Genomic DNA, 26,554 nt, shown 5'->3' with positions numbered 1-26,554 from the left:
CCACAAAAATAAATCCCAATGATACATTTGTCACATGACAAAATTAATGACAACGCTCACTATTTATCTATTAAATTTTAATCTATAATTTCTGAAATAGATGGAATGGTATAAGGAGCAAAAATTCCAGTTGATGGGATTACTCAGGTCGCAAAGCAAAGGCTGGTTAGTCTTTCAGCCGAATAGAGGGTGGAAGTTTGAACTTATGAAGTGAAAGGGGATCAATATGAGGGTAGTATTTAGTCGTTTGCTGGTCGCTGTTATGATTTTCACACTAATTGGAAGCTCATCCACGGGGGCTGCTGGAATTCAAAGCGAGTCGTCCCTGGGCAACAGCCAAGAAGCTCTGTCAAAAGTAACGGTATTTGCAGGGAGCGGTGAATTTGACGATTGGGATGGTGAGGCATCAGAGGCGTCTTTTCGTATGCCTCAGGGAATCGCTGTCTTGAAAGATGGTTCTGTGCTTGTGGCGGACACCCGAAATCATCTTATCCGTCAGGTTAAGAATGGAAAGGTTTCTACTTATGCGGGCTTTATGCTTGGCACGAAAGACAACGTAACTCCTGAGGGAGCTTGGCACGATGGTGCTAAGGAAACCGCAGTATTCAACGGTCCTTCGGGAATGGATACGGATTTGGAAGGTAATGTATACATAGCAGATACCGATAATCATCGGATACGAAAAATATCTAAAGACGGAATGGTAGCAACGGTTGCCGGGGATGGTATTATCGGCGATGAAGACGGTACGGGCACGGAAGCGAGATTCTATCATCCTCAGGATGTGGCTGTTGCGGCAGATGGGACCTTGTATGTTGCGGATACGTTGAATCACTTGATTCGGCGAATAACGCCGGATGGACAAGTCACTACACTTAACGCTCCATCTAATCGCGTTGTTGAAGTTATAGCCGGCTGACGTGGTTCCTGCAGGGGACTATGCGGACGGTAAATTGTCGGAATCCAAGTTTAATGAGCCTACCAGCATAGCCATCGACCATAAAGGCAATTTATATGTTAGCGATACAGGCAACCATGTTATCCGATATATTGATTTGGCCAAAGGTACGGTTACAACCGCGGCAGGTTTGTCCACGGGGGAGAAGCCTGTGTATGCGAAAGGCCAACTATATGCCGAAGGCGGTTATGCGGATGGAGCAAGTTCGGAGGCACGCTTTCTGTTTCCTAGAGGGATCGCCGTAACGGAGGATGGGGGACTGGTTATTGCCGACAGCTTGAACCATACGATTCGTTATCTTACTGACGGAAATGTGAGTACAATTGCCGGTGTACCTGCACAGTTTGGTCATGTAGATGGCATTAACGGTCACAACCTGCTCCATAATCCGATGGATGTAGCGGTTCTACCGAATGGCAGCTTGCTCATTGCGGACAGTTATAACAATAAAATCCGCGAGCTTGAATATTACCAGCTTCCAACTAACCTGCCTCACAATGATCAGGTGAAGGTTGTGGTTGATGATTCGGTAATCGGCTTTGACGCGCAGCCCGAAATTGTGAAGGGACGCACGATGGTGCCTGTAAGAGTCTTAAGCGAATCGATGGGCTATAAAGTTGAATCTCTGGATAATCAGCGTACCATTGAATTGACGAAGGGCGAGGCAAGAATCAGGCTGCAAATGGGAAGTCAGTTGATTTCGATCAGGAATACCGCGGCGGGAGCGGAAGAGGAGCGGCAGTTGGAAGCGTCACCTTATACGAAGGATGGCCGTGCCTATGTTCCAGTCCGGTTTTTCAGTGAGGCATTCGGAGCAGATGTCAAATGGGATCCAAACACAAGAACCGTTATTTTGCGAGAAATAACAGAAGTCGTTGATAAGCTGCCTGCAGCAGATCGCAAATCGCGTGCGGCGGTGATTGAACAGATTAAAGGAAAGGTCTGGATCACTCAGGCGGGCGGTGCCATGACCCTTCGGGCCTATAATGGCATGAATCTTCATCAAGGCGATCATATTCGCACAGAAAAGAAGACGAGCGCGATATTAAAAACGGTCGACCGTAAGGATGAAATTACGATTAGCGAAAACTCGGAGCTGTACATCTCAGATTTAAGTAATGCATCTCAAATAAAGCACACGAGCTTTATGCTATGGAGCGGGCTGGCTTCGGCCAATGTGTCCTCGCTGGTGAATGCTAAGGATAGTTTCAACATCCTGACGCCGACGGCTCTGACCGATGTTCGCGGCACGAATTTTGTTGTGGTCATCAATCCGGTTACGGGGATACCAACTCTTTCTGTAAACAGCGGCCTGGTTCAGGGAAGCGACAACGAACCGGCCAGGATCCAGTCTTCGTATATCCTGGGCAGCAACTGAACTTTTTTCCAGGATCAGATTCGACAATACCAAGTATGCCTTATCCAGTTGACCTGTCTGACTTCGTTAATCAGGCTTCACCTGCTGTTATCGAAGCTATATTAAGGGATATGCAGAAAATAGTTCAGGAAAATGCGGAGATGCTGGAGAGAATGAGGAATGCAGCTTCCGGCTCTAACCCTGGCGAAAATCCGGGTGGCTTGTCTCCAGACGAGCTGGATCGATACCAGAATAATTTAGATAATCTGATTGCTAATATTTTAAAGCAGGCTCGTGATCAGAATTTAATAGAACCAGGCCAATTGCAGGCACTTATCGATGAGGCTAATAAGCAATCCGATACAAAGATCGATTTGAATAATGTTCCGCCACTCCAATTATCGGACGAGGAGAAGCAACAGCAGGAGAGGCAGAAGCAATTGGAGGAAGAACTCAGAAAGCGGCAGGAGGAGCAAAATAAGCAGCGTGAAGCACAAAACCAAGCTCTACTAGATAAGATTAAAGCGGAAAGAGAGCGGCTTGAGCAGGAGAACAAGAAGAAACAAGAAGAAGCCGCCAAGCTAGCGGAAGAATTGTATAAACAAGGACTTTCGGATGCCGAAAGACAAAAATTCGAGGAGCAACAAAAAGCTTTGGAACAACAAAGGCAGCAGCAGGATCAAGCACAGCAGCCGCAGGTACCGAAGCCGACGACAACACCGACACCGACGACACCAACAACAACGCCGGAAACTGAAGTCCCAACAACTCCGGTTCGGCAAAAAGTTGCAAAACCAACTGCCACCTTTGAGAACGAAACAACGCTTGAGCTTACGACAACGACTTCGGGAGCCGTTATTTACTATACAACAGATGGAACTGAGCCTTCATCTACCAACGGTACAAAATATATAGAGCCGATTGAGCTTCAGCAAAGTACAACGATAAAAGCAATTGCAGTTAAACCTGGTTATGTGGACAGCGATGTCATGACCGTAAGCTATGAGACTCCAAGTGTATTTAGCGATGGATATCCCAAAGCGATTACAGGAGAGATACCTGGCAGCAAATTAATAAATATTGTTGTTAAAACTAATAAACCAGGTGAGGTACGTTACGTCGTTTTAAAGAGTGGGGCACCAGCGCCTACAATAGATCAAATCTTTGATTTTGATTATCTAGGCAGTGAGGAGTCTGTGATTGCTTATGGCAATAGGGACATTGGTAATAGTGGACAATTATCCCTGGAAGTGGAACTCGATGATGATAATACGGAATATGATGTTTACGTTTTAATGGTGGTAGGCGGTAATCAAAACGAAGTTCGAAAAGTCGTTGCAATAACGCCGTCTGCAGCAGAGGAAATAGAATAATTGTAATAGGCCATCCCGTAGAGGATGGCCTTCATTCTTTCTAGTCCTAGCTCTGAATTTATTGGATTATGGCCGCCTTATGATATATTCAAGTTAAGATGTCTTAATCACTAACGGCAAGCCCATTAAAATGAGGTGCAATTAATGAACTTAGAAATGGTTATGCAGGAGCTTGAAGCTCTCGGTAAGGAACGTACTAAGAAGATATACCAATCTAATGGTGCGCACGAACCCCTTTTTGGCGTGGCTACAGGTGCGATGAAGCCCCTCTTCAGAAAAATAAAACGTAATCAACCATTGGCCGAGCAGCTTTATGCTACAGGGAATTATGATGCTATGTACTTTGCCGGGGTGATTGCGGATCCCAAAGCAATGTCTGAGACCGATTTTGAACGGTGGATTGAAAAGGCTTATTTTTATATGTTATCGGATTATGTGGTGGCGGTAACTCTGGCAGAAACGGATATCGCGCAAGAAGTTTCAGATAAATGGATTACAAGTGACGTAGAACTAAAAATGTCGGCGGGCTGGAGTTGCTATTGCTGGCTGCTCGGGAATCGTCCAGATAGTGAATTTTCCGAAGAGAAAATTGCCGATATGTTGGAGCTTATTAAAAATACGATTCATAAAGCCCCTGAACGTACGAAATACGCGATGAATAATTTCATCTATACTGTAGGAGTATCCTATCTGCCACTTCATGATAAGGCGATTGCGATCACAAAGGAAGTAGGCCCAGTAGAAGTCAACCAGGGTATGGCAAAAAGCAAGTTCCTGGATGCTTCCGTTAATATCCAAAAGGCGGTAGATAAAGGGCAACTCGGTTTCAAACGCAAATATGTAAGGTGTTAGTCAATCGACATGCTGATTTTTTCGTGCAGAAAATGCACGGTATTCATTTTTTATCTCCGATAGAATTTACTCTTGAAAGGAGGGAAAACGATGGATTGGTTGGATAGGATGAATAGCGCCATGGAATATATCGAAACAAACCTAGCGGATAATATCTCATATGATGAAATAGCGCAGAGAGCCTGTTGCTCTACTTATCATTTTCAACGAATGTTTCCGTTTATTACTGGAGTGTCGTTATCTGAGTACATTCGGCGTCGACGGTTGACATTGGCAGCATTTGATCTGCAAACAACTGATGTAAAGGTTATTGATGTAGCTATGAAATATGGATATGATTCGCCAGAAGCGTTTGCACGGGCGTTTAAGAATCTTCATGGGATCATGCCGATATCTGCGCGCGATAAAGGCGTTTCTCTAAAAGCCTATCCTCGAATGTCCTTTCATATTTCAATTAAAGGAGATATCGAAATGAATTACCGCATCGAATCAAAAGGCCCTTTTGAGATGTTTGGAGCTTATGGTCTGGTCAATTCCGATCCCCAAAAAGTATATGCTGAAGTTGCTCAATTCCGTCAACAATGTGATGTAGATGGCAGTGTTGAAGGGATGAATGGATTACTGGGACGCTTTAGTAACACCATCTTGCACGCTGCCTTATATGATCATACTGGAACATCTTTTAAATACATGGTGAGTTATTTTTTGCCAAAAGGCCTTGAAATTCCGGAGAGATTTACAAAACTTTCTGTCCCGGCACTAACGTGGCGATTTTCCCGGAACCACAATGTGATTTAATTAAGTTATGGGGACGGATTTATTCCGAATGGTTTCCGACATTGGAATACGAACAGGTTGAAGGCCCTAGTTTCGAGATGTATTATGGCACGGGAGAGTATGTTACAGGGGAGATTTGGATTCCGGTGAAGAAAAAATAACTTGTTACTTCATGCGGTACGCATGTGTTAGAAGCCCTCGCATTTCGGCGAGGGCTTCATTTATGAATGTACTTTGTTCTTCTCGTGATTTAGCAGCCACTCTTTGCGTGCTAGTCCGCCACCATACCCGCCGAGCTCACCATCGGAGTTGATCACGCGATGACAGGGAATGACGATCGCCAGTTGATTGGCACCATTCGCTTGAGCTACCGCACGATATGCGGTGGGCTTGCCAAGTTTCAGCGCAATGTCGGAGTAAGAACGAGTTTCCCCAGGTGGAATTTGCTTTAATTGCTCCCATACGCTTTGCTGGAAAGGTGACCCGATAAGATGAAGAGGGTCTTAAACTCAGTTAACGTACCCTCGAAATATTGAGTCAGTTCGTGTTTAATCCATTGTATAGGTTTTGTTTGGCCGGGAATGATGGCTGCTTTTAATCTTTTCCTAAGTCGTTCAACCTCGCGTTCTAGTCCTCGACGGTCCACAAATTCCAATAGATACAGCTCATCCTCGTCCGTTATGGCGATCATAGGGCCAAGCCGCGTATCCAGCCAAGCTGCCTTAAGAATACGGCTGTCATCAAGGAGAGTAGGAGGGGCGCCCATGATGCGAGAAAATGCATCTCTAAATCCGCTACTGGAATCATAACCTGAAGCTAATTGCGTATCGATTATTTTTTCCCCCGATCGGATGCTCTTCAGAGCGAGTCCCATTCGACGTGCTCGAGCGTATTCGACGAATGTCATGCCAAAGCGCTTCTTGAACTGACGGCGGGCAGTGGATTCATCGATGGATAGAGCCTTGAAATCGCGTCCCTTCCATCGCTTCTCTGGGTTTTGCTCAACCGCTTCAACGAGCAGTCGGACGATATCCGAGACTTGATTCGGGTGCGACAAGGGTCGGCAGCGCTGGCAGGGACGGAAGGAAGCCAGAAGCGCTTGTTGCGCAGTCTCATAGAACTCGCAGTTTTCGTATTTTGGCTTCCTAGCAGGACAGGTCGGCCGGCAGAACACACCAGTGGATTTGACACCTACATAGAAGACGCCTTCATAGTCAGATCTTTTCTCGACAAGCGCTTTATAATATTCGATTTTTCGTTCCTCGTTATGGATCATATTTGTAACCCCTACGCATTAAGATTGAAATTATTATACCCTGAGCTTACGACAACCGTAGCCGAAAATCAGGCATTAATTTTAAACCGTTACAGATAGCGCGGAGAAACGTGTCATAAATAACGGCAAATTCATCGCCCCTTTTTGATTGGGGTACTTCCGGCAGGATGAGTCCAGCCGTTGTAAGATTGGACTTTCTCATTAATAACTTCTAGCTGATGCGTGAGGTCGTCAATTTTTTGCATGGTGAGTTGCTGCTGCTGCACTAACAATTGGTACCTTGCGGGGATCGTCTCCTCACCCTGGTTATATAGATCCAGGTAATGACGAATCATATCAATCGACATCCCTGCGGTTCGAAACGCTATAATCGTTCGCAGCCAGCCGAGTGAAGCATCATCAAACATCCTGCGACCATTATGATCCCGCGTGACACCGGGTATTAATTCCTGATCTGTATAGTAGCGCACTGTATGAGGTGAAATACGGAACATTTCGGCGACTTCCTTTACAGAATAAGACATTGGATGACCCCCTTCTAAATTTATATTGACTTCGAGTAACTCGAATTTATTATACTCCATCTTGACAAAACCATGAGAGGTGAATGGAATGAGAAACAAAGTTTGGTTGGTTACCGGCAGTTCTCGAGGATTGGGGCACGAGATTGCATCAATAGCTCTGCAGCATGGTGATTGTGTTATTGCAACCGCACGGAATCTTACTTCTTTGGAGGAATTGTCGGCTAAACATGGGGATCGTGTTCTCACGCTCAAACTGGATGTTACTGATGTTGAAGAAGTACAGTCAGCCGTTCAAAAGGGCTTGAGCCATTTTGGCAGAATTGATGTTCTTGTCAATAATGCAGGGTATGCCAATGTTGCTTCTATTGAGGATATAGGCATCGAGGATTTTCAAAATCAAGTGGCTACGAATTTCTTCGGCGTGGTATATGTGACAAAAGCCGTTCTGCCGATGATGCGAGAGCAGAAGCAAGGTTCAATTATTAATATCTCCTCGATTGGCGGACGCTTCGGTAGTGCAGGTCTAGGCGCTTACCAAAGCTCCAAATTTGCCGTCAACGGTTTTACGGAGGTGCTGGCAAAAGAAGTGGCTTCATTTGGTATCAAGGTCACTACGGTTGAGCCCGGCGGGATTGCGACAGATTGGGCAGGTTCGTCCATGGGTGTCCCTCAGATAAGCGCACCCTACCATCCGGTCATTAGTCCAGTTGTGGAGCATTTACGGAACATGAATGCCTCCACTCCCGAAGAGCGGATGGGCATTTTAAGCAACCCTGCCAAAATAGCGGAAGCGGTATGGAAGTTGACGGAGATGTCCGAACCACCGTTGCATTTATTAATGGGGACAAGTGCCTGGAAAATTGCTCAAGAAGGGGCAAAACGATTGGCAGAATCGGATTCAGAATATGAAGAACTGACAAAATCGACCGTTTACATGGAATAAAGTATCCATCCGATGGCACTGAATTAGTTAAGCAGGGGTTAGGTGTTGCTTTCGTGCTGAAGTGTCAAAGCTGCCTAAATCAGAGGAGTATCCACATATACTTCGAATTGTCGAACCATCTTGTAGGTGGACTATTGGGTTAGCTTGGTACGAAAAACGCTACTTTACACCGATCGCTAAGCAATTCCGTCAATTTGTTTTAGAATACTTTTGCGAACGATAATCTAATAAAATACTTTTGAAGGCAGCCAATCCCTGTGATTGGCTGCCTTTTCTCAAACTTTCATTCTTTACATCTTCTTCTCAAAGCCTTCCATTGGAGCTAGAGATTTCTGATAGTTATCTTCTTCTGGTACATCGGTGGAAAAGTGCATGACCTCCCTGAACGACCCTTCAAGGTAGGTTTGCATAGCCAACGGGATCTGCAGTTCATCCAACTCGGACGGGGAGAGAAGGTAGCGGATACTGTCCGAATCACCCGCTTCCACTTTTTGCACCCATTTCGGCTCGCGGATCAATTGCCGCCCAATCGCGACCAAAGCCGCACCGGAATGAATAACAGCTTCCGCGTCTTCTGGACGTTCGACTGAGCCTATTCCTATGATCGGCTTCTTATTGGCCATAACCTGAACAAACTTGTCAAGAAGCGGCTCTTGATCAGAGGTTTCATGAAGGGATGTCCGTTTATAGTTGGCCAATGAGAGATGAAGGTAATCAATCGGAGTATCTCCCAGCATCCGGGCAAAGGCTAAAGAATCATCCAGCCTAATGCCTGGCGTTTCAATTTCCTCCGGGGAAAGACGGTAGCCAAGTAAAAATGGCTCTTTTGCATGGGTGGCGATAACGGATGCAACTTTTTGAATAACTGCCAGTGGGAATCGGACCCGCTTTTCAAAACTGCCACCCCACTGATCTAACCGTCGATTGGAATGCGGAGAAACAAACTGCTGCAAAAGATAGGTGTTTGCCCCATGTAGTTCCACCCCGTCAAACCCAGCCTGAATCGCCCGCAGAGTAGCCTTGCCAAAGTCTTGGATAATACCATCTATCTCCTCATGAGTTAATTCGCGCGGTGTCTCCGAGTCTGCGGGATGTGTGGCTGCGATGGGACTTGAACTTACAGGTTGAACACCTCTGAGAATCTTGGAATTGGTCTTGCGACCGGCGTGAAAGATTTGGATAACCGCTTTTGTACCATTCTTATGAATAGCGTTGGCAATCTTGGAGAGTCCCTTGATATCGGTATCCTTGGCAATGGACAATTCGCCTTCAAACCCTTTTCCATTCTCGACAACATACGCGACGCCCGTGATGATCATGCCCGGACCTCCCGCTCTTTCTGCATAATAATCTACTTCGTCACGCGTTATCGAACCATCGAAGAAACTCGACATAGTTGTCATTGGCGCCATGACGATCCTATTCTTTAGAGTAATCCCTTTGGTAAAGGTATAAGGCAACAGGAAATTCCAATTGTTATTTTCCATTCTTCTTTTCTTCCTTTCGTTTATAGTTCGTAATTAATAATAAAAAAGAGTAGACTAAACGTATAGTATGCACTTTTAGGGTAGATACTATCTAAAAGGAGAGTGTAAAATGGAAAATCAAGAAGAGGTTAATGTTGTGCCATTTTCTTATGCAATTTCATTAATTCATGGAAAATGGAAAATGCATATTTTGTTCTGGCTATGGAAAAGAGAAACTCTCCGCTATGGCGAACTTAAGCGAGCATTGGGGAACATCACACACAAAATGCTTAGTTCCCAGTTAAAAGAACTGGAAGCTGACAACTTACTTGTACGTACGGAATATCCGCAGGTCCCACCTAAAGTTGAATATACTTTGTCGCCTAAAGGTTTGACACTGATGCCTGTGCTGGAAGTATTGTGTACATGGGGAAAAGAACACAGTGGGTCCTAAATGATGACGTGATGTGGCAAGGGGATCTGTAGCGAGTAGCACTGGGGGCATCCATGGGGTCCTTTAAATTTGCTATTCGAGTGATACGGAGGAACGGAAAATTATTGAGTAGCATCCAGTATTAGGGTATGATATATGCAAACAATTTGGACTCATGAACAATCTTAGAACCCAAACTCTTCTGATTAACCTTCAAATTTCTGTGTAATTGTATTATTCCAATTTATGTACGGGGGTAATGTGGATGAAGTTCAGCTTAATCAAAAAAATGGTTCTTGGCATTGCTGGTGTTTCATTAGTCACCTATAGTACAAGTGGTTTTTTCATATTTGTATTAAAAGACTATCTTGCTCCCCACATGGATGATGTGTTGTACATACCTATCATTCTAGCCCTCGGTATTTTCTGGACAGGCCTGCTTGGGTGGCTGGCTGCTCTGTACTTAGTCAGACCTTTGGTCAAGCTAACAGCAACTGTAAATGAAGCAGCAACAGGCAAGCTGAACGTCGTGATTCCTGAACACCGTTCAAATGATGAGATCCAAATCCTATATACATCATTCTCCAAGATGCTTAATAATCTCAGGCTTATTATTCAAGAGATCACGAATAACTCAGCCCATACAAATTCCAACGCATCTGAACTAAGCCGCACACTTCTGCAAGCAACACAACAAGTCGAGGAGATATCCAATACGATCACGGATATTTCAAAAGGCGCGGATCAGCAAGCGGAATCGACTAGGAACACATTCTCCACTGTAGAACGTATTACAGAAGCGGCTCATGATGTAAGCAGCAAAGCAGAACGAGCCCGTACCTTGGCTCAGAACATGTCTCATACTTTACTGGAAAGTGAAGTTATTGTTCATTCACTTGTGGAAGGAATGCTGAAGCTGGCGAAATCCAGCGAGCAATCTATCGAGATGGTCAATCAGCTTGATCATGATGCGCAAGAGATTAATAATATTTCAGTCATCGTAGGAGAAATAGCGAATCAAACGCATCTGCTTGCTCTAAATGCTTCAATAGAGGCAGCAAGAGCAGGGGAGGAAGGGCGAGGCTTTGCTGTTGTGGCAACAGAGATTCGCAAGCTTGCAGAGCAAAGCACGATGGCCGTAGATGGTATCAATAAGCTAATTCAACAAATTCAGGAGCAGATTAGCCTTGTAGTTCATCAGATTACAAGTCAGGTAAGCTCCATTAACGCAGAAGCATCCAAAGGCGCACAAGTAAATCATGCGCTTATAGATATCACAGATGCCGCAGGTCAAACATCTGAAACTGTTCAAGTTATTGCTGAGGTGGTCACAGAGCAAAGAGAGCAAATTCAGCAAACCCTTCTTGAGACAAAGGAGATTGCCTCCATATCTGATCAGATTGCAAACAGTGCCAGACATGCCTCTGCTTACACGCAGGAGCAATCCGCGGTCATGCAAGAGATTGCAGCTTCATCTGAAGTTCTTTACAATAACGCCCATTTGTTAAATGAGAAAATTCGGGTTTTCGAAACTAACTAAATTATACTGATACATAGAACAAGACGTATTTGGGATCATACTCCATTTTAGAGTAGGGCTTCCCTATACGTCTTTGTTTATATAACCTATCGATTAATGAAGTTACTAAACTGGAATCACTTCATAAGCCAACTTCATAATGGCATCCTTATGTTGAGGGTATTCGGCCAAGAGCTCGTCCTGTGTAAATAGCTCAAAATCTCTAAACTCAAAACCAGGTGAAACCATGCACCCTACTAAAGAAAAGGTATCTTGATCCGTAACAGATGAAGCAAAGATACTATTTTTGGGGACCAGCACTTGCGGGACTTCTCCCTGATCCAAGTTAGTTCCTAATTTTAACTCTTTATATTCTCCATTCTCATCAATAACATGTACGGTTAATGGGCTTCCTGCGTGATAATACCATAGCTCATCTGATTTCAAACGATGGAAATGAGAGATATTATTGGAGTCTAATAAAAAGTAGATGCTTGTATACAGCAGTCTTGTCCCTTCAAAGGAAACAGACAATTCTTGATCTGAAGTTTTTTCTTCAGATTCAAAAGTTCTCTTGTAATACCCACCTTCTGGATGGGGTTCGAGCCCAAGCTTGGATATATAATACTCTGCGCCATGCTTAATCATGGATGTATACCTCCGGTTATGTTAAGTGATGGTTATCTCCAAATCATTGATTCAATTGTAGTGAGAATGAAGGCAGAAGTCTATACCAGTTGGAACAATTCAGTCTGGTGGCGTTTGTAGATGAATTAGGGAAATTGTAGCAAGGAGTTATTTTGGGTGGAGTCTCATAACTTTATAGATGATTTACATGGTATTAATATTTACCGAATGATTCGCTGATAGGATAAGATCTAATCTTATCTTATCTGTGAGGTGTATATGATGCGTATATCTGATAGGCGGAAATGGCTCATAATGTTGATAGCCATTTTTATGATTGTTACAGCGGCATTTCCGGGTGTCCAGGTCCAAGCGGAAGCGGATATGGTGCAGACGGGAAGCTCTACTTTCGTGGATCTGATCCCTGCGAGCTCTACCTGGAGCTACAATGATGAAGGGCTCGACTACAGCGGGGCGATGACGAGCGCGTTCGATTTTTCCACTTGGCCGGTAGGGCTATCCCCCCTTGGATACAAGGTCAAAAGCGGAGTGACTTCGGGCGATGTAGCGCCTGACAAGGAGTTTGGCAAAGTCAACACGATCATCAGCTTTGGCGGCGATGCATCTAACAAGCATATCACGTCTTATTTCAGCAAGATCATTTCCATCCCCGACGTCAATGCTTACGCGTCCTTTCAGGGTACGTTTGGTGTGGACGATGGCTTGATCTTGTATGCCAATGGCCAAGAGATCTATCGGACGGGAATGCCCGTTGGCCAAGTCGGATACGGTAAGCTGGCCACCTCCAACAAGGATCTGCCGGTAGTCACTTATGCCGATCTGACTGATACCCTCAAGGGGGCGCTGAAGGACGGCGACAATCTGTTTACGGCGGAAGTACATAATCAGAGCGCATCCAGCTCAGATTTATATTTTGACATGAAGCTTACCGCACAGCTGCGCCAAAATGGTTCCGGCAGCGGAGATGAAAATAACGGCAGCGGCGGTCCTGGCGGCAATGGTAGTGACAATGGCGCTGGAAATGGCAGCAATGATAACGGAGAGAGCGGCAATGCTGAAACTTCCAATATCAAGCTGATGGCTCCGAATTCGACGTGGAGATATCTCGATAACGGTTCCGACCAAGGTGCGGCCTGGCGCGCCGAGAATTTTAACGATTCGGCCTGGAGCGCGGGCCCAGCTCCACTTGGGTATCCGGTGTCCAAAGCGACGGCCGTATTCGGCGGTATTAAGCAAGTCATCAGCTATGGGCCAAGCAGCAGCAAAAAATATATAACATCGTATTTCCGGACGACGATGAATGTAAAGGGTCTAGCTGACTATAAAAAAATCGTAGGAACCTTTGGCATCGACGACGGCGTCATTCTGTATGCCAATGGTCAAGAGGTCTATCGTTACAACATGCCGGATGGCGAAGCGGGTTACCAGACGCTCAGCGCGACGACTATCGATGAGCCGGTGACCGAAACGGCCGATCTAACGCAAGCTCTGAAGGGGGTTCTGCGCGAAGGTGTCAACACGCTCGCGGCCGAGGTGCATCAGCGCAGCGAAAGCAGCTCGGATCTGTACTTTGATATGCAACTGATTGCAAACCCAACAGATACAGGAACAGGCGGCGGTTCTACGTCAGGACCTGAGACGCCAACTGCGATCGCGCTGACGTTCAACGGCGATGTTCAAACTTCCCAGGGATTCGCTTGGTACACGATTCCAACCGTGACGGGAACGAAGGTGGAAGTGATTGAAGCATCTCGCGCTGCCGGCAGTAACTGGCCGTCCGAGGGTGTCATGACTTTCGAAGGAAATTCGATGCCGATTGACGTTTATCAATCGAGTTCTGATAAAAGCGCAGGCAAAAAAACGTCTTATACCGACCATAAAGTAACGGCAACCGGACTGAAGCCAGGTACGGAATACAGCTACCGTGTCGGTGACGGCGAAGCGGGACGTTGGAGCGATATCGGAACCTTTAAGACGGCGGATCAGAACCCGGAATCATTTACTTTCCTGTATACGACAGACCCTCAGGGCACGACGGAAAGGGAATACGTGACTTGGAAGCACACGCTTGATGAAGCCCTCAAAAAGTTTCCGGATTCCCGTTTTATCACCATTACGGGTGACCTTGTCGATAACGGGGATATCGAGAATCAATGGATGTGGTTACTGAACCAGCCGAACTCCATCTTAAAAGATACACCACTCGTACCGGCTCTGGGTAACCATGAGAGCAAAGCCAACAACAATTTCTGGTATCATTTCAATTTGCCAAACATCTCATATACGGGGGCCAAGCCGGATGGATCGGTCTATTCCTTTGACTACGGCCCGGCGCACTTCATGGTCATCAATACGGAGTACAATGAAGCCAAAGACATAGACACCGTATATCAGAAGCAGGAGGAATGGCTTCGTGCTGAGGCTGCCAAGACGGATAAAAAGTGGAAGATCGTCTTGTTCCATAAGTCCCCATATTCAGTGGCCAATCACTCTTCGGATAGTGACGTCCTCTTTTTCCGCGACAAGCTTGTCGCTTTGTTCGATGAAATCGGCGTTGACGTCGTACTAAGTGGACATGACCATACCTATACCCGCACGTATCCAATGTATAACAACGTGCCTGAAAAGGTAGCTGTCGACGCAAACGGCAATATGGATAACCCTAATGGAACCTTGTATCTTGTGAGTAATGCGGCAGGGGATAAACGATACACGCCGAAGAGCGGACCGTTCCCGTATGCATTCAAGTACGGGCAGCCAGGTAAAGAGATGTTCACGGGCATTACGATTACGAACGATAGCATTTCGTTCAAGGCTTATACGACGACAGAGACGGGTACGACGGATGTATACGATCAGTTCAACCTGACCAAAAGTGATGCCAAGCCAGGTCCAGTTCAAGGCGCCATGATGAGTCCGATCCAGAATGGGCAGGCCGTGTTGTCCTGGAGCAAGTCGGAAAGCGGCTCCGTGGCGTCGGCATACCGGATTTACGAAAAGAATGGACAACTTGATCCGAACTGGAATGCCAGAATCGTCCCAGATGCAAATGCGTCGTCCTTCAGCTATACCGTCACAGGACTTGATCCGCATAATTCCTACCAGTTCGCCATCAAGGCGGTTAACGGAAAGTCCAGTTCTGCGGAGACCATTGCCGTGACCAATAACGGTAACGGTGGTGACAACGGTGGTGACAACGGAGGTAATACTGGAGGCAACAATGGCGGCAATGGCGGTGACAACGGAGGTAATACCGGAGGCGATAACGGCGGAAATGGTGGTGACAACGGAGGTAATACCGGAGGTAACAACGGCGGTAATGGAGGCAACAACGGAGGTAATACAGGAGGAAGTAATGGCGGAAACGCTGGCACTAACACTGGAAATAGTAGCAATTCAGCTAACAACAGTAATAACAATAACAGTAATAGCGGCAGCCCTAACGGGGGAGCTCCAATAACGGAAATACCAATAACGGTGGTACGGGAGCAGCACAGGCTCCACCTCGACTGTGACCGATGTTGCTGGCCACTGGGCGAAAAGCTCAATTGAAAAAGCACTTGCGAAAGGCATCGTCACCGGTTACGCGGACGGAACGTTCCGTCCGAACCAGCAGGTGAGTCGCGCTGAATTCGTAACGATGATTTCTCGGGCGCTATCCATCAAGGGGACATCAAAGATTACTCCTTTTACGGATCAAGGCCAATTCCCGGGATGGGCGCTTGAAGCGATTAATCAATCCGTCGGTTCTGGATTAATTAGCGGATACACGGACGGAACGTTCCGTCCTAATCAGCAGCTCACGCGCTTGGAGATGGCAGTTATTCTCGTGCGCGCTGCCGGACTGCCGCTTGATTCGGCTGCGAAGCTGGCCTTCAACGACGCGGATTATATCCCTTCCTGGGCAGTACCTTACGTCGCGGCGGCTTATCAAGCTGGACTGATCCAAGGCGTCAGCGGTAACCGCTTCGCGCCTGGAGAAAAAGCTACGCGGGCAGAAGCCGTCACGGTCATCATGTCGATCGTAAAGTAATCGAAGCTGCTCGTATAAATAAATGACGGAAAGCCCCCTCTGAAGAAAGTATCTTTTGAGGGGGTTTTGGTTTGCCTACAAATGGTAGCAGGCTCCGGGAACTGGTGTTTCACTGCGAAGAGGGCATGTGCACATGCTGCATTCGCACAAGCAGGTAGTCCGCCCTTGGCGTACAATGAACTATAACCAGTGAGCGAGGTGAAGAACTTCCATGGCACAATCCAAAGAGGTGTTCACACAGGCTATACGGCTTCAGGGTCGGCCGGTATGTATCACCCTGCACAGCGGCAAAACCTACATCGGCTACATTACTGACATGAACAGCAGCGGCTTGGCGCTGGCTAGCGTCGGTGCTCAGCAGAGCACCTCATCTGGGAATCAAGGCTCAAGGTCTAAGCAGGACAGAGCCGGCTCCAGGCCCCGGGCAGTCGTTCCGGCAGCAGACGGAGCGGCTCACGTAAGCCATCCGTCCGTTCACGATCGCGCAAGTCTTCCGTCCGTTCCCGCTCCCGCAAGCCGGACGCCCAAATATCAGCTTTTCTTCCCATATTAGGATCTCTGTTCGGGGGATTTGGCGGCCTCGGTGGACTTGGTGGTGCTGCTACGGGAGCACTCGGCGGCGGCATACGGTTGTTCGGTATGATCCAGCGATTTGTCCCGGTCGTGAAGTTGGGATACGGCATGATCAGGTCCGTACGCCCGTTTCTTGGCGCCGTTCAAGGCTTGATGACACCAGCCGAAGCAGTCGCGGCAGAAGTCGAATCACAATAGCCGCAGGAAGAACAGCCCTTTTGGACGGCCCAAAGGGGCTATTCGTGATTGGCGGAGAGCTAAAATAAGGAGTCTGATCTTTTACAGATCAGATTCTTTTTTTCGCCTTTGGGATGATACGGAGAACTGTATCATAAGTAGCGGCAAGTTATTGCTGGCAATTGGGAGGAATTACTTGAGGGGCATGGAATTTAATCGCGAAGGCTAACTTACGGTCATACTCGCTCCTCATGAACAGGTGAGTTCTCCATTCAGTGACATTTTGCTGCAACCCCGTTTCTGGCGGGGAGGAACAGGTGGTATCAGAAGTCAGCAAATGCTCCCTTAGGGATAGGTATCCAAACTGCTGATTAGAAAGGGTGGATTTCAATGCCGTTAACGACTGAGGACCAGCTAATAGACGAGATTGCGGGCTGGCTGAAGAAGCATTTTTTGACTGAGTTGCTGTCTGCCAAGCGTGTAAGGCGTGGGCTAAAGAACGAGAAGTGGATCGTCGAGACGAGCAAGGGGCGGCTGTTCGTCAAAAGCTATCACCCCGGACGGTATAAGATGCATGATCCGGAGTTCCGCGACAAGATTGAAAATGCGCTGCAACTGCAGCTTCTTTTATCAGTCGGGAGGACCGTGTCCTGAGCCGTTGACACTGGAAGGGCGCTGTATGCACATCCTGCCGTGCGGAAGGTACATGACCGTCATGACGTGCTGTCCGGGGGCTATGGTACCTGCTGGAATGATTGGTGAGCATAGGATGCACTCACTCGGACGAGCTGCCGCGGATATGCATGCCTTCTGGGATTCCTCAGCAGCAATAGGGCTCGGATTAGCAGTGCCGCCGGAAGGACCTGGTCTGGCAGTTGTCTCGCAAGGAGATGGAACACACCTGGGAGGTCAATTGGAATGCAGCTCGTGACTCGTCTGAACGTGTCAGGAACTTACTGCAATTACAGAAGTCGATTATTAATTCACTTGAAAATGATGACTTTGTGCCGCCTCTGAGTGCGGGCTGGACCCACCTTGATCTGTGGGCGGACAATTTGCTTTTCGAAGGGGACCATCTAGCAGCCATCGTTGATTTTGATCGGGCGCGCTACTCGTTTCCAGCACTGGACCTTGGACGGGCTATCCTTTCCGGCACGCTCAGCGAATATGGACTTCACAAAGATGCTGTGGTTGCTTTTACTGAAGGCTACCGTAGTGTACGGTCGCTGCCGCCGGGCTCGATTTTGAGGGCAATCAAGTACGTCTGGTGTATCGAATCGTCTTGGTGGATCCAGCCGTCGATCGAATCGTTCAGTGTGGCCCCTGCCCGTTTTGCCGAAGAAATGATTCACACTGCGGAGCGTTGGGAGCAATTCGATGCACTTCTCGGAGATCTTTAACCGGAGGTACGTTAACCTAGTACATGACTACGATGTTGAAAAAAGCGAAAGGCCATCCGCATAGGATGGCCTTTTGGTCGATCATGAGAGATTATGGTAGATTCATGCTCGTAGAGTGCATATCTTTTAATCCCCAATTTATATATACTGGCTGTAATAAAATGAAGAGAGCATACAATCGTATGAGAAAACAGCAGCAGAAAGGAAGTTATTATGGAGTTCACTATTACTCAAGAGATGCTTAAAAATGTAAGCACTACAGACGATAGTGCATCAATAGCAGGCGCGCTATTTTACTCGGAAGAGGAAGCTTTCGTCGGTGTGAACAAAATAGCTAAAAAGGTTATGCATGATGTGGAGTTGGTCTTTGGTTATGCACCACAAGCAACGACAGACAGAAGCCAGCTTGGCAAAAATGCTGTTCTGTATGGAACCGTGGGTCGTAGCCCAATGCTACTCGAGCTTGAGGAGAAGAAGTTGATCGATTTGTCAGACATCAAAGGGAAGAGAGAAGTATTCTTATTCCAGGTCATTGATCATCCCTTTGAAGGCGTTGAGAAGGCATTGGTTATCGCAGGAAGTGATAAACGCGGTACAATCTACGGTCTTTTTCATCTATCAGAGTGTCTTGGGGTTTCTCCGTTGGTGGATTGGGCCAATGTGAAGCCAGAGTGGAAAGAATCGTTCTCTCTGAGTGAGAATTTGAAATATATCTCTAAAGAACCATCCGTTCGTTTTCGCGGCTTTTTTATTAATGATGAATGGCCGGCCTTTGGCAATTGGACGATGAAAAATTATGGCGGTTTTAACGCAGAAATGTATGATCACGTTTTTGAGTTATTGCTAAGATTGAAAGGAAATTATCTCTGGCCTGCGATGTGGTCAGCTCGATTTTATGATGATGGGCCCGGCTTGGCTAATGCGGAACTGGCAGATGAATATGGAGTCGTCATGGGGGCTTCCCATCACGAGCCTTGTTTGCGATCTGGTGAGGAATATAAATATCTCCGTGGTAAGGATTCAATCTATGGCGATGCCTGGAATTTCATTGTGAACAGAGAAGGGATTACGAAATTCTGGGAAGACGGTCTTCAACGAAGCGGCAAATTTGAAAGTGTGATTACGGTCGGTATGCGTGGTGAAGCCGATACTGCAATCATGGGTAAAGGCGCTACACTGTCCGATAATATTCAATTGCTGCGAGAAGTCATACATACACAGAACCGATTGATCCGGGAAAATGTCAATCCAGACCTGTCAGAAGTACCAAGAATGTTGGCCTTATATAAAGAGGTGGAGCCTTTCTTCTATGGAGATGAACAGACACCAGGATTAATCCATTCCGAGGAGCTTGAGGACATTATTCTAATGCTTTGTGATGATAACCACGGTAATCTCCGCACATTGCCAACGGAAGAAATGCGTAACCATCCAGGTGGTTATGGAATGTATTATCATTTTGATTATCATGGCGGGCCGATCTCTTTTGAATGGATTAACAGTTCGTACCTCCCGAAAATTTGGGAGCAGATGACGATGGCTTATGACTTCGGAATCCGTGATCTCTGGATCGTCAATGTGGGTGATATTAGTACGCAGGAGTTCCCGTTATCCTATTTTCTTGATTTGGCGTATGATTTTGAACAATGGGGAACCGATGCTCTTAATAAGACGGATCTATATACGAAACAGTGGATTCAGCAGCAGTTTGCTGGCGTGTTCAATGAGGATGATATGGAGAAGATCTTTGAGCTCCTGACAGGCTATACCAAGATGGCACATATACGCAGACCTGAGCACATGAATTCAGATGTATACCATCCGGTAAATTATAAGGAAACAGATCATTTATTAAATCAAATAGATTACCTATTAGATCTAGCTAATGAACTATATAAGACAGTGGATGAAGGGAAGTTACCGTCTTATTTCGCACTAATCTATTATCCAACCGTAGGGAATCTCAATTTGCAGAAAATGTGGTTGCTCACAAGTAAAAACCATTACAAAGCAAAGCTAGGGGAAATGGAAGCCAATAAGCTTGCTGAACAGATTAGACAATGCATGAAAAAGGATAAAGAGCTTGTTGATCTGTATCATGTAATGGATGATGGCAGGTGGTACGGTATGGGGCTCTCTGAGCATATCGGCTTCACGAGGTGGAATGAAGATGAAGCTCGAAATCCGATTCTCATGCATGTTATACCGGCGAATAAACCGAGATTGGTAGTTGCAATAGATGGAACGACCCAGCGTAGCGAAGGAAGCGCATGGCATATCAACAAATTATATATGAATGATTTCCTACAGCCGGACGTTGAGGAAGCTTCATTTACCATTTCAAGTATTAGCGATCTTACTGCTGAGTATAAGATTACATGTGATCATCCGTGGTTGACCTGTTCTAAGACGAGCGGAAGCTTAGACGGGAAAGAACAAACAACAAATGTCATTCATGTAAAGGTTGACCGTGGTACGATAAACGACGAGACAGAAGGCCATATTTTAATAGAAATGCCATTAGGTAGATGTACTATAGTTGTAAATGTACCCAAAGATGACCTTAGTAAACTGCCTCATATGACCTTTATCGAGACGAATGGTTATATTTCTATAGAAGCTGAGCATTATGCGCTGAACCAGGAAGCCATCCAGCCTAATGGGAATGCTAGCAAATTCGAAGTGATTGAAGGATACGGTAAGACATTATCCGCTGTGAAGGCTTATCCAACTACAGAATACTTTACTGCAGGTAAGGACGCACCTTATCTGGAATATCATTTTGCAGTAGAGGAAGGCGGTCTGTATGAGGTAGAGCTCTATATGCAACCATCTAATCCAGTTACCAAACAAGGCTCGTTATTCTGTGGGGTTCAAGTGAATGAGGAAGCGATTAGCATCGTCAATACAATGCCTGAAGGATACCGAGTGGATGACGATCATTGGGCACAAGGAGTTCTTGATCATATTCGTAAATACAGCACGGGGATCCAGTGCCGCGAAGGGTTAAATACATTGAGGATTTATGCAGTTAGCCCAGGCTTTGTATTGGAAAAATTGGTGATCTATCCAGAAGGAAAGCAACCTGCAGACAGCTATTTAGGACCTACCGAAACGTATTATGTAGGCAAAGACGCTATTAAACATTAGAACGAGTGAAGGAGGGGGCGCATGCTTCCTCTTTTTTGTACACATATATATAGAAGCTTTCTGTTGCGCTCATTCAAACCTCCATATCTTAAATCTCTCTTGTAGAATCTTTAAGACTTCTTCGGGCATTTCCCTGATCTTGATATCCCCACCTAGAAAAAGTAGCCAACTTGTAATTTCGGTTAATTCTTCTGAACTGTTCACGTTGATAAAAGTCTTTAGAATGGCTGTGGTTTGGTAAGGATTTGTATAAGAAATGGAAGCTTTCAAAGGATGATATTTTCTAAACTGGGCAATCGCCTTTGGACCAAGCTCAAGGATAAGGTTGATTGCTTCTTCCTGTTTACTGAGTTTTTCTAAAATTTTTTTTTTATTTTCTCTTTTTTTCGTAGGGTAGGGTTCTACATGGATGAGATTGTCGACAGGGAAAATTCGCCGCTTCTCTTCCTTTAAGTCAAAGCCTTCAATGAGCCATTGGCTTTTTTCGTGATAAAGGTGCAAGAGAAAAATGGGATATGATTGAGTTATCTTCTCTTCTTGAATGGTAACCAATAAATAGCTATCTAAAAGAAGGCTTTGGAAGAGGTTTTCTACCATAGGATGGGGCAGGTCTGACAGATCAAGTAGATCGGGATTATGGGGGTTAGTCCCTTCAAACAGCAATATCTGATTTAAAAGAACAAGGTCGTCTTGCTGGTTTTCTGAGATGAGGCCTAGTAATTTTTCAGTTAAAGACTGACGACTCTTTAGATAAGGAAGTTGTTGATTTCTTGTGGCCATAAAGGCAATAAAAAGGGCTTTGATCTCATTATCGGTAAAGCGAACCGTGGGAAGGACAGAGTTGTTCATGACAAAATACCCTCCATCCCTCCCAACTTCAGCGACAAGTGGCATCCCTAGGGCTTCAATTTCTCTGATATCTCGAATCGCTGTCGAACGAGAAATATTAAATTCTTGCATGATTTCAGAAATAGTAAAGTGGGCACGATTGTTAATATAGCGCATGATGATATTAATCCGTTCAACTTTTTTCATAGGGCCCCCTAAACAGTATCACTTTTTGACATGATTTAAGGCTATTATAAACCCATCAAGTGAAAAGACAAATCATTTGGTTCATTTAAAAAGGAGGATGGTTTTGATTATGGCACAATATGCGTTGGAGGAAAAAGAAAGCTTTACCGTATTAGGGATTGGAACAGAGCTGAAGAGCGATTACACAGACTTTGTTGGCATAAATAAGGAAAAGGCGGACTTTTGGTCGGCTGTCGAACAAGATGGAAGGCTAGCCACTTTAAAAGCCATCGCCACAAATGATTACATTTTTGCTGTGAACGAAGCGGTGAACAATAAGATGATGCACTATGCTGGTGTCATGACAGAGGAATCACTGCCAGAGGCAACAAGGGTTATTCAATTCCCTAAGGGGGAATACCTGGTTGTAAAAGGGGAAGGGACGACGGCTGATGAGCTTAGTAATAAGCTTGCTGGCATTGCCTTTGGTCAAGTGTTACCAGAAGCAAAGAATTTTGCCTATGTTGGTGGGCCAAATACAACGGTTCATATGGGGCAGCGAGACGGCTTAGTGTTTGGTGAGATGTGGATTCCTGTTGTTAGTAAATAAATAGAGAGAAGGATTGGAATGTCGTATATCGTTGATTTTAAAAATGTGTCTACGGTTGGTTTAGAATCTTCTCCTGTGGCAGAGGCGCTTGCCAGGCTTACGTGCGAATGAAGCGCGTTACTTTATGAATAAATACAAGCATGAATTTACGGTTGTACCTGCTAGTGAAAGCCAGGAGAACCTTGATTATGTGAACCGAGTATTAAAAGAACGTGATATTGAGTTTGCAGCTAAACCTTTAGAGACGTCGCGTTTCCAAGTAGAAAATATTCTGTTTACCTACGTCTTCTATGAAGATGGTCTGGGACTTAATGTGATGTATACGGTTGATGACCCTAAGAAGCGGGCTGTTGGTTTTAAGCTTTCTGAAGGGATGGAGGTACCGCAGGAGCTAGAAGGGAAGTTTAAGTTTGCTAGGCAGAAATCTAAACTTGCTGGAACTATTCGGGGCTCGTTCTTTGTCATAAAAGGGGAGTATTAAAGTAAGCAAAAGTATAAAAAATAAGCCTTTATTCCGTGTATGGAATAGAGGCTTATTCTGTTTTCCGCCCGATAGATCCGTCAAGCTGAACCATATCATAAGTGATAATAAGGTAATATAATGGAGAAGAATAATATTTTTCCAAACGTTTATTGATGAAAAGGAGGATCAATGACAAAGAAAATATCATTTGGACTAATCTATGAAATAGGGCTGGGGCTTTTAGTAGTCCTTTCACTTACATTAGACCTTCCTTCCGTCGAGGGCGTAATTTTGGACAGGTTTATTTGGGCAGTGTTCTTTGTAGATTACATTATCCGACTGGCACTAAGTGAGAATAAATGGAAGTTTTTTAGGGAACATCCATTGGACTTTATATCCATTCTCCCGATCGATCACATTTTGCGAACTGCGCGTTTTGTGCGAATTATTAGGCTATTGCGGTTGCTGATGATTATGAATCGACGTACAGCGCTCTTTGATCTGTTTTTGAAGAAGTACAAGATTGATAATCTATTATTGCTTGTTATGACCATGCTTTTTGTGGTTGCTCTACCAATGAAGTTGATCGAGCCAGATATACATACATATGAGGATGCGTTATGGTGGGCGATTGTCACAATGACTACGGTGGGTTATGGGGACATTTCACCGGTGACAACCGTGGGGAGAATTATTGCAAGTGTACTTATGCTTTCGGGAATTGGAGTTATCGGTGTGGTTACAGGTACTGTGGCAGCCATCTTTACGAGAGGTGCAAATACAGAATTACCACAGGAACTGATTGATGTGAAATCGAAGATCAATGGATATCCGAATATCGATGAATTGGATTACGATTACATCATTGCGAAACTCCAAAAACTAAGAGATAACCAACGACAGTGAAGGATAATTGCTAGGAGACCAGACGTGAGGGCATGAGCGATATATAGATCAAGTGGTGGGAACCTCTCAAACGCATTAGGCATAAGCTGATATATGCTGATTTGAGAGGATGTTTGTGCATGTATCCTTATTGCCAAAAAAATCATCAATTTCCCTATACCGATTACCGGTTTATGCCTTATAGGTATTTTCCCCTTAATTTTGAAGGTGGATGGTTCTTACGGGATGAAGCCATGGAATCGAACAATAACTATCAAGTGCATGTCGAGCAGCGGCTTACCTTCGTGCTTGTGCATGGCTCCTGGGCCGATGCTCATTTCTGGGACGGCATAGCGACGGCACTGCGCAGGAATGGGCATGTCGTCTATACGCCGGAATATGCTGGTCATGGAGATGATCCTAACAAAAATGTCACGCATGCCATGGTCACGAATTCTGTAGTCGATTTTATAACGGAGCTAAATTTGCACGATATTATTCTTGTTGGACACAGCTTTGGGGGAACAGTCATTCAGAAGGTAGCCGAACAGGTACCAGACCGTATTAAGCGCCTCGTCTTCTGGGATGCATTTGTACTGAAAGACGGCGAGTCGCTTGCCGATGAGTTACCTCCGCAAACGAGACAAGGATTTGAGCAGCTTAGAGCTAGTTCAAAGGACGACACGATCATGCTTCCGTTTCCGTTGTTTCGGGAATTGTTCGTCAACACCGCTACCTTGGATGTGGCTAGGCAAATCTATGCTGGTGTTGTTCCTAACCGGCTAAACCGCTCTTTGAGAAATTGGATCTTAAGGCGTTCTATGCATTGTCTACACCAAGGAGCTATGTCTATTTCTATCAGGACAACGTATTGCCACAGGGAGAAGGCTATGGGTGGAATCCACATATGTCCATGCGGCTCGGTCTGTTCCGACTGATTGTTGGTGATGGGGACCACATGACGGATTCGCGTACAAGGCCTGCCATGGTGGCGCAGAAGCTCTACGAGGCGGGGCGGGATTGATAAACTTACGCAGTGTGAGAAAAAAATAAGCTTCTATTGATACTGGGATCATCACGATGGCAGTTCCAATAAGTGTTCAAACAGATGATGAACATACGAACAAATAAATTAACGAACAACGATTTGATGAAACCAATAAATGCGGAATGAGGGTGTCGTGGCTTCTAACGGTTGCCATAGCCTTTATTCATCGTAATATGCCGCATTTCGCAGTCTAACGGTTGTCATAGCGCCTATTTCCATCAAGAGTAGGTATATTTACATCAAAATCGATCAATAAGCTCCATGACAACCGTTAAAAATCAAAATGGAGGATTATGGGCTAAATAGCCACTGTGGCAACCGTTACTGCAGTAACTTGCGAAATCCCCCTTGATTTAGCGCTGTGATGGATCATTTACCTTTTCAGCTTCCCATCCATCCAAACCTTTGATCAAATTCCGTATTGAGTAATTTCGTAATTTTGCATGTCATTGATTTGCTCTTTTTATTTCCTCTAGCTCAGCTTTCAATTTAGCATTCTCTTTCAACAGATGTGTGTTGTCTTCCAACAGCTTCTTTGCGTCTTGGACATCCTTGCCGGAGACCCAGCCATATAAATCGTCCCTTCTTGCAAGCTCGGGCAATTGATCACGAATCACCATCTGAATGTGCCGCATATCTTCAATATGATATATAGGTACTGTCTCTATTACGGATTGCTTGAACTTTTGGTACTGAGGATAGTCCTCCAATACTACAAAGTCGTATGGTTTCTGTCTTAAGGCTTCATCGGTGAGAACAAAAGCGAATCTAGGTTTACCAACTTCGCCGGCATAATCAAATGCCCAATGAGTGTGGCTTTTTGATCCGTCCGGAAGCATGTTCCCATAGAGTCCTCCGAGAATCAGGAAGAATATATCGGATTCATCAATCCACTTCTTAATAATTCCTGCTTGAGGGCGCTTGAAGAATTGTTCAATTCCAGCAGGGATGTGACCTGCTTTAAGTATGGCTTCCACAGCGGTATGCCTTTCCTCGATTAAATCGGGATAAGTAGACGATATAAAAATCTGTAGTTTTCTTCTCATAGGCCACCTTATAATAAATAAAATTATTA

At 45.4% G+C, this 26,554-nt stretch carries 22 protein-coding genes and 3 pseudogenes; 19 read left to right on the top strand and 6 right to left on the bottom strand.

Features of this window, described 5'->3' with window-relative positions:
- Nucleotides 1-226 precede the first annotated feature (226 nt).
- The 5 genes and pseudogenes from RE628_RS28330 (at nucleotide 227) to RE628_RS28310 (ending at nucleotide 5,478) form a co-directional block, all read left to right on the top strand.
- Complete coding sequence (locus RE628_RS28330) at nucleotides 227-919, top strand: NHL domain-containing protein (RefSeq protein WP_309156663.1); 693 nt, start codon at nucleotides 227-229, stop codon at nucleotides 917-919.
- Between the two features lies 1 nt (nucleotide 920).
- Nucleotides 921-2,336, top strand: a complete 1,416-nt coding sequence (locus tag RE628_RS28325) for a stalk domain-containing protein (protein WP_309156662.1) — start codon at nucleotides 921-923, stop codon at nucleotides 2,334-2,336.
- Between the two features lie 35 nt (nucleotides 2,337-2,371).
- Entirely contained in the window at nucleotides 2,372-3,688 is a 1,317-nt protein-coding gene (locus RE628_RS28320) for a chitobiase/beta-hexosaminidase C-terminal domain-containing protein (protein WP_309156661.1), read from the top strand.
- 144 nt (nucleotides 3,689-3,832) lie between these two features.
- On the top strand, nucleotides 3,833-4,540 hold the full coding sequence (locus RE628_RS28315; protein ID WP_309156660.1) for a DNA alkylation repair protein: 708 nt from the start codon (nucleotides 3,833-3,835) through the stop codon (nucleotides 4,538-4,540).
- Nucleotides 4,541-4,630: 90 nt separating this feature from the next.
- Nucleotides 4,631-5,478 (top strand): annotated as a pseudogene (locus RE628_RS28310) (helix-turn-helix domain-containing protein).
- 60 nt (nucleotides 5,479-5,538) lie between these two features.
- Here RE628_RS28310 and RE628_RS28300 read toward each other — a convergent pair.
- Nucleotides 5,539-6,593 (bottom strand): annotated as a pseudogene (locus RE628_RS28300) (bifunctional transcriptional activator/DNA repair enzyme AdaA).
- 131 nt (nucleotides 6,594-6,724) lie between these two features.
- Nucleotides 6,725-7,117, bottom strand: a complete 393-nt coding sequence (locus RE628_RS28295; protein ID WP_309156657.1) for a MerR family transcriptional regulator — start codon at nucleotides 7,115-7,117, stop codon at nucleotides 6,725-6,727.
- Between the two features lie 88 nt (nucleotides 7,118-7,205).
- Here RE628_RS28295 and RE628_RS28290 point away from each other — a divergent pair, with 88 nt between their 5' ends.
- Nucleotides 7,206-8,060, top strand: coding sequence for an SDR family NAD(P)-dependent oxidoreductase (locus tag RE628_RS28290; RefSeq protein WP_309156656.1), 855 nt, complete (start codon nucleotides 7,206-7,208; stop codon nucleotides 8,058-8,060).
- Nucleotides 8,061-8,350: 290 nt separating this feature from the next.
- Here RE628_RS28290 and RE628_RS28285 read toward each other — a convergent pair whose 3' ends face one another.
- Complete coding sequence (locus tag RE628_RS28285) at nucleotides 8,351-9,547, bottom strand: NADH-dependent flavin oxidoreductase (protein WP_309156655.1); 1,197 nt, start codon at nucleotides 9,545-9,547, stop codon at nucleotides 8,351-8,353.
- Between the two features lie 109 nt (nucleotides 9,548-9,656).
- Between RE628_RS28285 and RE628_RS28280 the strand changes: the two genes are divergently transcribed.
- A complete protein-coding gene (locus RE628_RS28280; RefSeq protein WP_309156653.1) occupies nucleotides 9,657-9,980 on the top strand; it encodes a winged helix-turn-helix transcriptional regulator in 324 nt (107 codons plus the stop codon).
- 244 nt (nucleotides 9,981-10,224) lie between these two features.
- Entirely contained in the window at nucleotides 10,225-11,499 is a 1,275-nt protein-coding gene (locus RE628_RS28275; protein WP_309156652.1) for a methyl-accepting chemotaxis protein, read from the top strand.
- A gap of 105 nt (nucleotides 11,500-11,604) precedes the next feature.
- Here the strand turns inward: RE628_RS28275 and RE628_RS28270 are convergent, their stop codons facing one another.
- Nucleotides 11,605-12,126 carry a cupin domain-containing protein gene (locus RE628_RS28270; protein WP_309156651.1) on the bottom strand — a complete coding sequence of 174 codons (522 nt, stop codon included), beginning with the start codon at nucleotides 12,124-12,126 and terminating at the stop codon, nucleotides 11,605-11,607.
- A 294-nt stretch (nucleotides 12,127-12,420) separates the two neighbouring features.
- Between RE628_RS28270 and RE628_RS28265 the strand changes: the two genes are divergently transcribed.
- The 7 genes from RE628_RS28265 (at nucleotide 12,421) to RE628_RS28235 (ending at nucleotide 21,459) form a co-directional block, all read left to right on the top strand.
- Nucleotides 12,421-15,678, top strand: a complete 3,258-nt coding sequence (locus RE628_RS28265; RefSeq protein ID WP_309156650.1) for a fibronectin type III domain-containing protein — start codon at nucleotides 12,421-12,423, stop codon at nucleotides 15,676-15,678.
- Nucleotides 15,638-16,159, top strand: coding sequence for an S-layer homology domain-containing protein (locus RE628_RS28260; protein WP_309156649.1), 522 nt, complete (start codon nucleotides 15,638-15,640; stop codon nucleotides 16,157-16,159). Before RE628_RS28265 ends, RE628_RS28260 begins: the two co-directional genes overlap by 41 nt.
- A gap of 211 nt (nucleotides 16,160-16,370) precedes the next feature.
- Entirely contained in the window at nucleotides 16,371-16,712 is a 342-nt protein-coding gene (locus tag RE628_RS29925) for a hypothetical protein (RefSeq protein ID WP_375143018.1), read from the top strand.
- 587 nt (nucleotides 16,713-17,299) lie between these two features.
- The gene (locus RE628_RS28250; protein ID WP_309156648.1) at nucleotides 17,300-17,563 is read left to right on the top strand and encodes a hypothetical protein; all 264 of its coding nucleotides are present in this window, start codon (nucleotides 17,300-17,302) and stop codon (nucleotides 17,561-17,563) included.
- 25 nt (nucleotides 17,564-17,588) lie between these two features.
- Nucleotides 17,589-17,840, top strand: a complete 252-nt coding sequence (locus RE628_RS28245; protein WP_309156647.1) for a hypothetical protein — start codon at nucleotides 17,589-17,591, stop codon at nucleotides 17,838-17,840.
- Nucleotides 17,800-18,309 carry a phosphotransferase gene (locus RE628_RS28240; RefSeq protein ID WP_309156646.1) on the top strand — a complete coding sequence of 170 codons (510 nt, stop codon included), beginning with the start codon at nucleotides 17,800-17,802 and terminating at the stop codon, nucleotides 18,307-18,309. Before RE628_RS28245 ends, RE628_RS28240 begins: the two co-directional genes overlap by 41 nt.
- 213 nt (nucleotides 18,310-18,522) lie before the next feature.
- Nucleotides 18,523-21,459: a glycosyl hydrolase 115 family protein gene (locus RE628_RS28235; RefSeq protein ID WP_309156645.1), complete on the top strand. Its 2,937-nt coding sequence runs from the start codon at nucleotides 18,523-18,525 to the stop codon at nucleotides 21,457-21,459.
- A gap of 69 nt (nucleotides 21,460-21,528) precedes the next feature.
- Here RE628_RS28235 and RE628_RS28230 read toward each other — a convergent pair whose 3' ends face one another.
- Complete coding sequence (locus RE628_RS28230; RefSeq protein ID WP_309156644.1) at nucleotides 21,529-22,494, bottom strand: helix-turn-helix transcriptional regulator; 966 nt, start codon at nucleotides 22,492-22,494, stop codon at nucleotides 21,529-21,531.
- A 109-nt stretch (nucleotides 22,495-22,603) separates the two neighbouring features.
- On the opposite strand from RE628_RS28230, the gene RE628_RS28225 reads away from it, so the two are divergent.
- The 4 genes and pseudogenes from RE628_RS28225 to RE628_RS28210 all read left to right on the top strand — a co-directional run bounded on the left by RE628_RS28225 (nucleotide 22,604) and on the right by RE628_RS28210 (nucleotide 25,369).
- Nucleotides 22,604-23,083 carry a GyrI-like domain-containing protein gene (locus RE628_RS28225; RefSeq protein ID WP_309156643.1) on the top strand — a complete coding sequence of 160 codons (480 nt, stop codon included), beginning with the start codon at nucleotides 22,604-22,606 and terminating at the stop codon, nucleotides 23,081-23,083.
- A gap of 18 nt (nucleotides 23,084-23,101) precedes the next feature.
- Nucleotides 23,102-23,564: pseudogene (locus tag RE628_RS28220) on the top strand (phage tail protein).
- A 273-nt stretch (nucleotides 23,565-23,837) separates the two neighbouring features.
- Nucleotides 23,838-24,452 (top strand): potassium channel family protein, encoded by a 615-nt coding sequence (locus RE628_RS28215; protein ID WP_309156642.1) that lies wholly within the window; start codon nucleotides 23,838-23,840, stop codon nucleotides 24,450-24,452.
- Between the two features lie 233 nt (nucleotides 24,453-24,685).
- Nucleotides 24,686-25,369: an alpha/beta fold hydrolase gene (locus RE628_RS28210; protein ID WP_309156641.1), complete on the top strand. Its 684-nt coding sequence runs from the start codon at nucleotides 24,686-24,688 to the stop codon at nucleotides 25,367-25,369.
- Nucleotides 25,370-25,925: 556 nt separating this feature from the next.
- On the opposite strand, the gene RE628_RS28205 is transcribed toward RE628_RS28210, so the two are convergent.
- The gene (locus RE628_RS28205; protein ID WP_309156640.1) at nucleotides 25,926-26,525 is read right to left on the bottom strand and encodes a DUF4062 domain-containing protein; all 600 of its coding nucleotides are present in this window, start codon (nucleotides 26,523-26,525) and stop codon (nucleotides 25,926-25,928) included.
- Nucleotides 26,526-26,554 lie beyond the last annotated feature (29 nt).

It is taken from the genome of Paenibacillus sp. D2_2, assembly GCF_031199965.1.
Taxonomy (GTDB): domain Bacteria; phylum Bacillota; class Bacilli; order Paenibacillales; family Paenibacillaceae; genus Fontibacillus.
Note: the sequence above shows the minus strand (reverse complement) of the source record. Positions and strands in the feature narration are given on the sequence as shown.